At 56.2% G+C, this 12,071-nt stretch carries 8 protein-coding genes; 7 read left to right on the top strand and 1 reads right to left on the bottom strand.

All coding sequences use genetic code 11. The annotated features are described in order from the left end of the window. Positions 1 to 599: 599 nt before the first annotated feature. Together VLY20_11970 and VLY20_11965 are read left to right on the top strand one after the other, a co-directional pair. Positions 600 to 3,509: an ATP-dependent DNA helicase gene (locus VLY20_11970; protein ID HUK57363.1), complete on the top strand. Its 2,910-nt coding sequence runs from the start codon at positions 600 to 602 to the stop codon at positions 3,507 to 3,509. After that, a complete protein-coding gene (locus VLY20_11965) occupies positions 3,509 to 4,687 on the top strand; it encodes a CehA/McbA family metallohydrolase (GenBank protein ID HUK57362.1) in 1,179 nt (392 codons plus the stop codon). Before VLY20_11970 ends, VLY20_11965 begins: the two co-directional genes overlap by 1 nt. Before the next feature lie 14 nt (positions 4,688 to 4,701). On the opposite strand, the gene rpsU is transcribed toward VLY20_11965, so the two are convergent. Continuing rightward, complete coding sequence (gene rpsU / locus VLY20_11960; protein ID HUK57361.1) at positions 4,702 to 4,890, bottom strand: 30S ribosomal protein S21; 189 nt, start codon at positions 4,888 to 4,890, stop codon at positions 4,702 to 4,704. Between the two features lie 356 nt (positions 4,891 to 5,246). Between rpsU and VLY20_11955 the strand changes: the two genes are divergently transcribed. The 5 genes from VLY20_11955 to VLY20_11935 all read left to right on the top strand — a co-directional run bounded on the left by VLY20_11955 (position 5,247) and on the right by VLY20_11935 (position 12,070). Next, complete coding sequence (locus VLY20_11955; GenBank protein HUK57360.1) at positions 5,247 to 8,114, top strand: BamA/TamA family outer membrane protein; 2,868 nt, start codon at positions 5,247 to 5,249, stop codon at positions 8,112 to 8,114. Between the two features lie 164 nt (positions 8,115 to 8,278). Next, positions 8,279 to 8,773 carry a DUF3015 family protein gene (locus tag VLY20_11950; GenBank protein ID HUK57359.1) on the top strand — a complete coding sequence of 165 codons (495 nt, stop codon included), beginning with the start codon at positions 8,279 to 8,281 and terminating at the stop codon, positions 8,771 to 8,773. A 59-nt stretch (positions 8,774 to 8,832) separates the two neighbouring features. Continuing rightward, entirely contained in the window at positions 8,833 to 9,318 is a 486-nt protein-coding gene (locus VLY20_11945) for a DUF3015 family protein (protein ID HUK57358.1), read from the top strand. Between the two features lie 110 nt (positions 9,319 to 9,428). Then, positions 9,429 to 11,366 carry a DUF4105 domain-containing protein gene (locus VLY20_11940; GenBank protein HUK57357.1) on the top strand — a complete coding sequence of 646 codons (1,938 nt, stop codon included), beginning with the start codon at positions 9,429 to 9,431 and terminating at the stop codon, positions 11,364 to 11,366. Positions 11,367 to 11,413: 47 nt separating this feature from the next. After that, positions 11,414 to 12,070, top strand: a complete 657-nt coding sequence (locus tag VLY20_11935) for a hypothetical protein (protein HUK57356.1) — start codon at positions 11,414 to 11,416, stop codon at positions 12,068 to 12,070. Position 12,071: the final 1 nt, after the last annotated feature.

Here is a 12,071-nt window from a genome sequence, read left to right as displayed (position 1 = left end):
GAAATAAAAATAAAAGGTTCATCACCAACGGCCGGCGAAACTGAAGCATCGAAAAACTGATAATTCAGGACTCGACTCTAATCCTTAATAGAGCTATTGGGGCAAGGAACTGATCCACTAACATTTGGTATGTAGATGGGCTACGTCGTAAGTAAAAGAAGACGAGTCATGGATAAGAATCCGGTTTTTATTCGAAAATGTGGGCACCTATGTATAGATGTCAAACATGATCAAGCCCCATCCGAAATTGAATTGAAGTTTAGTGACACGAAATGCTGCGCGTGTGCCGCCAGTGAGGGTGGGGATGATTCGGTAGATCGTTGGTGTGATGTATGCAAGGGTCGGGGATTGATTGGGTAAAGCAAGGCCAAAAGTGAAGAATGGTGTCAGAGAACATTAAAGTTTGGTTGCGAAGCACCCATGAAACACTATGGCCTTCTGAGGTATTCGTCATGGGTATCCACGTTCGGAGAATAATCTCTAAGCGTTGTCTTCGCATCCCAATGTGAAACGGTAACATAGCCCTCAAAGTTTTTTCCACCGTGACCGCCGCCGTGTTCACAATTTGACATTGACCGTAGCCCAAAGTAGAATTGGCCATGGACCTCACGGCCCAACAGCGGGTGGCGATCGAGCATGACAAGGGCCCGCTCCTGATCATCGCCGGCGCCGGAACCGGCAAGACGCTCGTCATCAGCCACCGGATCGCCCACCTGATCCTGACTCAAACGGCCCGGCCGGAGGAGATCCTGGCCCTGACCTTCACCGAAAAGGCCGCCCATGAGATGGAAGAACGCGTGGACACACTGGTGCCGATGGGCGCCTTCGGTTATCACATCAGCACGTTCCATTCCTTCGGAGAGCGCGTCCTGCGCGAACACGGTCTGGTACTCGGCCTGACCAGCGACTTTCAGGTTCTTTCCCGTCCGGAACAGGTGATTTTTTTCCTCGACCATCTGTTTAAATTCGAGCTGGATTATTACCGGCCGCTCGGCAACCCCACGAAACACGTCGAGGCGATTCTGACGCTCATCTCGCGGGCCAAGGATGAAGACGTCGGTCCGGACGAGTATCTCGTTTTTGCCGAACGCTTGGTTGAGCGGGCCCGGCGAAAACCCAAAGATAAAAACCTTGCGGAACTCGCGCAACAGCAGATGGAACTGGCCCGGACGTATGCCGCTTACCAACGTCTTTTGATGAAAGAGGGCCGGGTCGATTTCGGGGACCTCGTGTTGCAGCCCCTCAACCTTTTTCGGAACCACCCCATGATCTTGCAGCGGTATCAGGACCGGTTTCGTTTCATCCTGGTAGACGAATTCCAGGACACCAATTACACCCAGTTCCAACTGGTTCGCCTGCTGGCCCGGCGCCATCAAAATATCGTCGTGGTCGGGGACGACGATCAGAGCATCTATAAATTCCGCGGGGCGGCGATCAGCAACATTCTCAACTTCATGGAGCACTACCCGGACGCCCGGCAGGTGGTGTTGACCGAAAACCACCGCTCCACTCAAACCCTTCTGGACGCCGCCTACCGCCTGATCCGTTTCAACAATCCGGATCGTCTGGAGGTCCGGAACGCGATCGACAAGCGCTTGATGGCCAACCGCCCGGGCGACGTGCCGGTGCTTCATCTGGCCTACGATACCGTCTCGGCCGAAGCCGACGCCGTGGCCCGTACGATCGAGGAAAAAGTGGACACGGGAAATTATCTCTACAAGGATTTCGCGGTCCTGGTGAGGGCGAATCAGGACGCGGAACCGTTCATGCGGGCGCTCAACATGAAGCGGATTCCATACTCGTTCACCGGCAACCGCGGGCTTTACCGACGGGAGGAAGTCCGGACCCTTGCCGCCTTCCTCGGGGTCCTGGCCGACCCCGCCGACAGTTTGAGCCTCTACCAACTGGCCGCATCCGAAATCTATCGTCTCGACATGGAAACCCTGATCCGATGCTCCAACCTGGCCGACCGGAAAAAATTGAGACTGGAAGAGGTTTTTTCACAATTTAGAAACGAACCGGACCTTTTCACCGCTTCCAGTGAAGCCATGAGCGTCATCACCCGACTGCTTCAGGACATCCGAAACTTTCGGGAGGAATCGGGACGGTATGCCGCTTCCATTCTTCTCTACCGATTTCTCCAGCGGACCGGGTACTTGACGGAGCTGACCAAGGCCGAGTCCCTGGAATCCGAACTCAAGATCAAAAACATCGGGGAGTTTTTTGAAAAAATCCGTCGGATCGAGGCCGTTCTTAAGCACGAGCAGGTCCCGCAGGTCATCCGCTACCTGGACGCGCTCATCCGCGCCGGCGACGACCCGGCGGTGGCCGAAATCGAAACGGATCAGGACACGGTGAGCGTTCTGACGGTGCACAAGGCCAAGGGGCTTGAGTTTCGGGTCGTGTTCATGGTGAGCCTGGTGGAACAGAAATTCCCCAGCCGCGAACGCGGCGACCCCATCGATTTTCCGGAGACGCTGATCAAGGACAAACTGCCGGCCGGCGACTTCCATCTTCAGGAGGAGCGGCGCTTATTTTACGTCGGCATGACCCGGGCCAAAGAAGAGTTGTATCTCACTTCGGCGCGGGATTACGGAAGCGGAAAACCCCGCCGGGTCAGCCGCTTCGTTTTGGAAGCGCTGGACGTGGATGAAAAAACGATCCCGATCCGGCGTTCGGCGGCCCTGGAAGTTATCCGTCGATTGGCCGGGCCGCCGGTCGATCCCAACGTCGCGGCCTACCATCCTGCCGAGTCCCCCGTCTTGAGTTATTACAAGATCGACGATTATCTCACCTGTCCGCTGAAATACAAATTCGCCCATCTGATCCGGCCGCCCGTCCCGCGTCCCCCGACGGTGATGTACGGGAGCGCGCTGCACACGGCGGTCCAGGCCTTCCTTCGCCAAAAAATGACGGGAAAGCCCATGCCGCTGGATCAACTTCTGCAGGTCTTTCAAAACGCCTGGGTCAACGACGGCTTCCTGAGCCGCGAACATGAGGAGCGGCGACTGGCGGCCGGGCGTGAAACGCTCCGGCGATTTTTCCAGAACGAGGAAGCCTCCGTCATCGTGCCGGCCGCGGTCGAGAAAGGGTTTAAATTTTTCAATGATTCGGGTCCGGAGTCCGCCAAAGTAACCGGCCGGTGGGACCGGATCGATGAAGTCGACGGTGAGGTTCGCGTGATCGATTACAAGTCGTCCAACGTCCAGAGCCAGAAAAAAGCGGATGAGGAAACCCGAAAAAGCCTTCAGTTGTCCCTCTACGCCCTGGCCTATCGGAAACAATACGGGAAAATCCCCGACGGCGTGGAGCTTCATTTCCTGGAGTCCGGCCGGGTCGGCCGTGCCAAAAAAACGGAGGAGGATCTGGAAAAAACGGCGGCCGCCATCCGCAAGGTCTATTCCGGAATACGATCGGGAGATTTTTCGGCCCGGCCCTCCTACATGGCTTGCCGGTATTGTGCGTACCAGAACATCTGCCCGTACACCCGTTTCGGAAAGGACGCCTGATGCCCCGTCGGGAATCACGGGTCCTGGCCGTTCTCATGACCGTCGTCCTGTCCGGCGGATGCACCACCCATTCCTTCTGGCAGGCGCAACGGGAGCAGATCGAGGGGCTTCAGGAAACCCGGCGGCCGGTTCCGCCGGTCGGAGACTACCGTGACTTTCCCGGCGTGATTCATGTCCATTCGTTGCTCTCGCACGACAGCAAAGGGACGATGGATGAAATCGTGGCCGCGGCCAAACAAGCCGGGCTGGCTTTTGTGATCACGACCGACCACAACAACCCCCGGATTTATACGCGGGGCTTCGAGGGATGGTACGATCATATCCTGGTGCTTCGAGGTTCCGAGATCATCAAAGGGTGCGCCGGCTACACGGGTGAAACCTGCAACAGCGTGCTCGTGCTGGGGCTCAAAGACTATCTGGATCCAAGACCATTGACCATGGCCCAGATCATCGACCGCGCGAAGCAGCAGGGGGGGCTGGCCTTTGTCGCTCATTCCGGGGGTTTTAAAGATTGGGACTCGCCGGGGATCGACGGGATGGAGATCTACGACCTTCTGGACGACGCGGTCGACCACCCCTGGCGCTTCCCGAAATATTTATTCGATATCGGCTACTCCTACGGCGACTATGCCGATCAAGTGTTTCTATCCATTCTCGACCGGCCGGACGCCTATCTTAAGAAATGGGACGAACGGACTCAACAGAGGCGATGGACGGGCATCGCCGGCAACGACGCGCATCAAAACATCCGGATCCTGGGCCGCCAAATCGATCCGTACGGACAAAGTTTCCGCTTCGTCCGGACCCACATCCTGGCGAAGGAATTGACCGAGGCTGCTGTCCTGCAGGCCTTGGTCGCCGGACATGCCTATGTGGCCTTCGATTCTCTTTCGGACGCCACCGGGTTTGTCTTTTGGGCGGGCAACGATGCCTTGCAAGGCATTCAAGGAGATGAGGTTCGGCTGAACTCCGGACTGAAGCTGACGGCGGATAGCCCCGTGGTGGGATTGATGGAGCTTGTCCGGAACGGAACGGTCATCCGGACGGCGACAACGGCGCATCTGGACGTTCCGGTTGAAGACGCCGGTGTGTATCGAGTCCAGATTTCTCTCAGGATCAGCGGACGGTGGCGGCCGTGGGTTTTTTCAAACCCGATCTATGTCCGCCCGAGCGATTAGATTGAACGGGCGCGTCACCGACCGCGGCGTTCCGCCTTGAGCCGTCGCTTCCGGGCGTCCTGCCGTTTTCGGCGCTTCTTGACACTCGGCTTTTCATAGGCCTGCTGACGACGGAGCTCGCGAAAGATGCCTTCCTTGGCCATCTTCCTTTTCAGAATCTTGATCGCCTTCTCAAGGCCTTCTTGATAAACCTTGACTTCCATGAACCAACCTCTCGTTCATCATATTACCGCAGGGTCATCACGTCAGATCGCCCGATCGGCAAGACGCCAAGGGCCCGGCCGTCATAAAATAAAAAGCCCTCAACAGTCGTTTGGGGCTCGGTCGTTTTTGGCAGTCCGCCAAATTTCTATAGCCGTCCGCTTACGGAGGGAATTATCATACGGCAGTTCGCGTGCGCTGTCAAGGGGTTTTGAACGGACCTTTTTATTGACAGGACCGAAAGAACGGGTTACGTTAGACAAAGTTTGACGGTACGTGTCACACCTCCGATCCATTGGGGATTCTTTTTGGAACCAACCCGACGAACGCTATTCCTAAAATAGTTCATCGATGGATCATGGGAACCCTCTTGGGGCTTTTCTGTTCCGGCTGCGCGATCAGCCTCCTCGCCGGACCGAAGTTTGATCCTTCACTCACCTGGAATGTGTTCCGGACACCGCATTTCAGAGTTTACTTTCATCAAGGGGAAGAGGACGGGGCGCGGCGCGCCGCCCGGATCGCGGAAGAAATCCATTCGATCCTCGCGCCCAAGCTGGGTTGGGAGCCGGCCGAAGCGACGCACCTTGTCCTGGTCGACAACGACGATTCCGTCTCCGGCTCGGCCACCCCGTTCCCGAACAACACCATTTACATCGCCCTCACCCCGCCGCTGGCGGACTCTCTCCCCTTTCTCGAAAGGTACGACGACTGGCTCCGAGACGTCATCACGCATGAATACGTCCATATCCTTCAATTGGATATGAACACCGGCTTTCCGGCCCTGATACGGAGGATTTTCGGTCGGCAGCCGGTCCCCTTTCTCATTTTTAACAGCGCGATCCCAAACATCCTTCAGCCGGACTGGCTGATCGAGGGGTTGGCGGTCTATGAAGAAACGGCGACGGGCGTGAGCGACCGCCGGGACAGCGCGTACGCCGACATGGTCCTTCGGATGGCGATCCTGGAAAACCGGTTTCCAACGCTGGACCAGGCCGGCGGACTCGACACCTGGCCGGACCATCAAATCCAGTACATTTTCGGCGCCCGTTTCTACGACTACCTGGCGCGACGATTCGGGGAAAGCGCGCTGAAGGATCTGAGTCTCGGGTACAGCGGGCGGGTCATCCCCTTCTTCGTCGGCACAAACGGCCGGCAGGTGCTCGGTCAGACCTACGATGGCCTCTGGGAAGACTGGAAGGCCGAATTGACGGCCGCGTATCGGCAACAGCGGAACGCATTGGAGGCGACGGGTTTCGCGACGAGCCGCCCGCTCACCCATCTCGGAGACTATGTGCTCGGCCCGCGAACGAACCCGAAAGACCATCGTGTCGCGTACACCCGGGTGAATCCTCACGAGTATCCGTCCATACACCAAATCGACCCCGAGACCGGACAAGACCGGTTTTTAATCGACCGAAACTACGGCTACACCCTTTCCTGGTCGTACGACGGGCGGCGGATGGTTTTCTCCCAAATGGAAATCCACCGAAACAACTCGGTCTACAGCGATCTTTACCTTTACGATCTTTCATCCAAGAAACTCCGGCGGCTGACCCGGGGGGCGCGGCTGCGGGACCCGGATTTCCACCCGGACGGAAACCGGCTGATCTGCGTTGAGAATCGGCTGGGTAAAAATCGTCTGGTCCTCTTTGACCTGACCTCCGGCCGGTCGGAAGCCCTGGATTGGGCGGGTGAGGATGATATTTGGCTTCAACCCCGGTGGTCTCCCGATGGAAAAAGGGTCGCGGTCAGCGTCTGGAAAAACGGCGCTCAAGGCCTGGACCTGCTCGATATCGATCGCCGTGAGATCGTTCCAATTCTGATGGATCCGGCTCTGGACCTCTCGCCGACCTGGTCTCCGGATGGAAACTTTGTCCTATTTTCATCAGACCGGACCGGAATCTACAATCTTTTCGCGTATTCGGTGAAGACCTCCGAGCTTTTCCAGGTCACCAACGTCCTGGGCGGAGCTTTCACGCCGGAAGTCGCTCCGGACGGGAGCGAAATCCTCTTCTCCGGCTACAGCAGCGAGGGATTCGACCTGCGCCGGATGCCGTGGGACCCGAGGAGTTGGAAAAAATTCGAGATGCCGGCGCGGGACCCGAAGCCCGTTCCTTTGGTCCAAGACGCCCATCCTGAAACAAGCGCGGCGCCTTATTCGCCCTGGCCCACCTTGCGGCCGCGTTTTTGGACGCCGATCTTCGGATCGGACGAGTCGGGATCGCAGATCGGCGCGGCCACGGGCGGGATGGACGTCCTGGGCAAACACAAATTTGACGCGGCCGCGCTTTACGGCACTTCCACACACCGCGGGGCTTACTCCCTGCAGTATGTCAACGACGCTTTTTATCCTTCTTTCCATGTTGGAATTTCGGATCTGGCCGTGAAGCATACCGATCTTCTGACCGACCGGACAAACGAGACGGTCTCGTACTGGGAGCGGCAACAGCGTCTGGATCTGGACGCGACGATCCTACAAAACCTCTTTCAACGCGCGCAGTCCGTGACCTTCGGTTATCAACTCCAGCGGCTTTCAAGTCTAACCGACATTCCGGCGGGCACGACGGCACCCGAGGAAGGATACTTGAGCGGCCTCCGTCTGGTCTGGCAATGGGACACGGCGCACGAGTACGGCTTTTCGATCAGCCCCGAGGACGGGCGACGGCTGCTGGCCGGCTACGAGCGGTTCGACCATCGCTTGGGAAGCGATTTTGATCAAAGCCGCTACCTCGCGAGCTGGCACGAGTACCAGGGGCTTTTCTTCCCGCATCATGTCCTGGCCGCGCGCCTGACCGGTGGACTGGCGACGGGCGATCAACTGATTCAGAGAGCCTTCCAGATCGGCGGGCCCAGTGTCGCCGAGGAATTTCTCGACCCGGAACAAACCGATTTCTTCCTTCGCGGCTATCCGGCCCGGCTGCTTCGCGGCCAGAAGGCCGCGATCGGGACGGTGGAGTATCGGTTCCCTCTGCAGAATATCGAGCACGGCGTCAGCACCTGGCCTTTCTTCCTGCAAAGAACGCACGCCGATTTTTTCTTTGACATCGGGAACGCCTGGGATCGAAACACGTCGCTCTCGGATTTTCGAAGAGGGGTCGGTCTCGAAGTCGAAATGGACACGATCCTCGGTCACCTGCTCCCGGTCCGGGTCCGCCTGGGCTTCGCCAAAGGGTTGGATGAAGGAGGCGAGCGCCAGACCTATCTTACGGTTGGAAACAGTTATTAAAAGCACCGTGAATCCTCATCGGGTCAAAGGTCGGCAAAATATTCCTTGACAATATCGGACCAGAATTGTATAAAGCATAAGCACCAAAAGAGGATGTATTGATTCGGACGTTCGGAGTTTTGAAGTCGGAGGCAAACATCAACAATCCAATAAGGAGGTCATCAATGAGAAAGTACCCTCTGTTGATTGCACTGCTTGTATCTTTGACGTTCGCTCCCACCGTATTCGCAGCCGGGTACGGCGCGGCCGGATGCGGTTGGGGGGGGAAAGTGATACAGAAGAATGACATCCTGGCTCAGTTGGGTGCTACGATTTTAAACAGTTCTGTTTGGAACCAGACGTTCGCAATGACATCGGGTACATCAGGGTGCGGAAAAAGCGGTCTCGTAATGGCCGAGAAAGAACAGAACGTGTTTGTCGAGAATAATTACAGCAGTCTCGCAAAAGAAATGGCGGCAGGTCAAGGAGAAAACCTGAACACCTTGGCCGGCCTCATGGGCTGCTCAGCCAACCAGACGCAACATTTTGCAACCTTCACCAAAGAAAACTACAACGCCATTTTTACAAGTGAGCAGGAAAGCCCGTCGCAAATGCTGGCCTCTCTTAAGAAGGGCCTGACCGGCGACCCGGTGCTTGTTGCCGCCTGTCCCAAAATCTAACTTGAACGAGAAGCGGATTACCGAGTTGGCCTGACAATCAAATCTTATAGGAGGGTCAAATGAAGAAATATATTTTGGCGATAATTGGGACGATCCTATTTTCCTCATCCGCATTCGCTGCGGGTTACGGCGATGCCGGCTGCGGACTCGGCTCACTGATCTTCGGAAATACCTCCGGGCCTGTCCAGATTTTAGCCGCGACAACCAACAATACGGCTATGAATCAGGCGTTCGGAATTTCGTCCGGAACTTCAAATTGCGACGCGCAGGGATTTGATACGGCGAAACTGGAACAGGAGCAGTTCGTGGCGAACAACTTCTCCGGCTTGGCCAAAGAGATGGCAACCGGCAACGGAGAACAACTGGCCGCATTGGCCGGGTTGATGGGCTGTCCGACCGTCCAGCAGCCCCGCTTCAACACCGTCGCGCAACAAAATTACAAAGCGATCTTTGCAAGCGACTCGACGACACCGATCGAAGTGCTCACCGCCGTCCGGGGCGTGGTGTCGCAGGATGCCGAGTTGTCGACGACCTGCACCAATTAAAGAAGGCCTTAAACCTCAGGGGGTACGATCATTCTTGCCGTCCGACGCAGATGATCGTATCCCCTTTTTTATCCGCCCGGAGACCCGGCGGCGCCGTCACTTCCCGTTCCATGTCACGGACAAAATTTCTCATTGGGATCGCCGCGTTCATACTGGCGTGGAACGGCGCTTTGGCCTTGGCCGCCGGTGAGACGCCCAATGACGATCAAGAAAGTTACTTAAACGAGCTGATCCGGCAGGCCCGCACACAGGGTCTGGCCCAGAAACGATACTGGCAGCTGCTCGTTCATTACAAGAAAACGACCTTCGGAGCGTACGAGAGCCAGGAAGACGGCCCCGAATTTTTCAATTCGCCGACCGGCAAGACCGATCCGGAGGCTGAACTGATCGCGACCCTCAAAAATTTCTTCAAACCGATTGAAAACCTGAAACCCGGCCAGGAACATCCCCAGTGCAATTTCCCGGCGCGCTACAAATGGCTCAAGGCCCGGCTCGCCTTCGATCCCGCCCGGCTTCCGGAACGACGATGCGAACGCCTCGAGAGCTGGTTGAAGGATCTCAACCCGGAGAAAATCACCGTTGTTTTTGCCTCCCATTATATGAACAACCCGGCCTCGATGTTCGGACACACCTTTTTGCGAATCGACAAGAAGCGGGAAGGCCCGGAGCAGAAACTCCTCGATTACGGGGTCAATTACGCGGCCGTGGCCGATACGAACAACAATCTGATCTACATCGTCAAAGGACTGTTCGGCGGCTTTAAGGGAATCTTTTCTCTTTTTCCCTACTACGTCAAAGTCCAGGAATACAATAACCTCGAAAGCCGGGACCTGTGGGAATACGAGCTGAACCTGACCGACGATCAGATGAACTATCTCCTGCTTCATCTCTGGGAGTTGGGCGGGAACTATTTCGATTACTATTATTTTCAGGAAAACTGCTCCTATCACATCCTCTCGTTATTGGAAGTGGCCGATCCCGATCTTCACTTGACGGATCAGTTCGTCTTCCAGGTGATCCCGGCGGACACGATCAAAGCGCTCACCCGCTACAACGGCTTGATTCGGAAGGTGGTATACCGCCCCTCTCTTCTGAGCCAGATGAACGACAAGCGGATCCGAATGTCCGAAAAAGAAAGGGCGATCTTTTACCGACTGGTTGAAGACGCCTCCGTTACCGAGCGCGAGGACTATCGCGACCTGACGGTACCGGAGAAGGCCTTGATCCTGGACGCTTATCTGGATTATGCCCAATACAAAAACATGCAGAAGGCGAGAACCGCCGCCGCAATCGACCCGACGACAAGACGAATTCTTCTGGAGCGCAGCCAGTTGGACTACCGGCGTGAGGAGCCGCAGGAGACGACACGCTTCTCCACGCCGCCGGAGCTGGGCCATGGAAGCGCGCAGGTCGGACTCGGAATGGGCCGAAACGGAAATGAACTTTTTGAAGAGGTCTCCATCCGGCCGGCTTATCACGATCTGCTGGCCAAAGACACGGGCTACGGCAAGGACTCGCAGATCCTGTTTTTGGACTTGACCGCCCGTCGCTATAATGCATCCGAAAAAACAAAAATCGACAGCTTCAAACTCATCGACATCGTCTCCTTGACGCCCTACGATCCGCTCTTCAACAAACCATCCTGGACGTTGAGCGTCGGCGTGGACACGATCAAGGATTTGGATTGCGGTTACTGCAACTCGTTCAAGGGAAACTATGGAATCGGAACAGCATATCAACCGCGCTTCTTCTCCCCGTTCCTTTTTTATTCGCTGATCGATCTGCAAATGGAGCTCTCCAACGGCCTCGATCGCCGCTATCGGCTCGGCGGCGGCGGAACCGTCGGAGCCTTGATCGACCTCACGAGCGATTGTCGAATCCAGATCGCGGGAGACTACCTGACGTTTCCATTGGGACGGGAATCCCATTATTATAAAGCCTCGATCGTCCCGCGCTATGCGATCGCTCAGAATTTCGACGTCCGGGCGGGGTGGAGCATTCTGAACAGCCTTCAGGAATGGTCGGCGGGGATCAATTATTATTTCTAATGATGTTGAATCCAATGTTCAATGGAAAACACAAACCGCGGTCGCTCATGAATAGGATCGCGTTTTCCGCCTGCTTCTTCTTCCTCCTTGTTGCGTTCGACGCGGGGACCGTCGCGGCCAGGGAGCCTTACTGGGAGAACTACCATATCGCGCTTTCGGGACTATCGGAGGAGCGGATTCTCGATCTGGAGTCGACCATCAATCAACTCCGGTCGCTGAAGCCCGGAGATTTGAAAATCAAGAACGATCTGTATCGCCGATTGACCCGTTTCAAGGAGCTGTTCGGTTTTCCGTTCGACGGCCCGGAGCTTTCCCGTTGGCTGTTAGCCCGCATCCACAACATTTCGTACCGTAATTCCTGGACCGTCGCCGTGAACCAGAACAAGGGGGATTTCATCGTGGGCGACGTTTTTTTCACCCGGACAAGCCCCCTGGAGAGGCTTTACACGCTGATTCATGAGGCCCGTCACTCCGACGATGATGGATATGAACACGTTCAATGCCCCAAGGGTTTTAAATTTATATCATCGCGGCAACCCGAGATGGACCTTCAGAACGTGCCGGCCTGCGACCCTACGGATCGAGGAGCCTACGCGTTCCAGGCGGCGTTCCTGTTCGAACTTTTTGCCTACGGGCTGATGGATCAGAGTGAAGCCGGACTTTTATACAACAGTTCGATCTTAAGAGTGCTTCCACCCAAATGAT

The sequence above is a fragment of the Nitrospiria bacterium genome (assembly GCA_035517655.1).
Taxonomy (GTDB): Bacteria; Nitrospirota; Nitrospiria; order JACQBZ01; family JACQBZ01; genus JACQBZ01.
The sequence above is the reverse complement of the archived record's forward strand: the minus strand, read 5'-3'. Positions and strand labels throughout refer to the sequence as shown.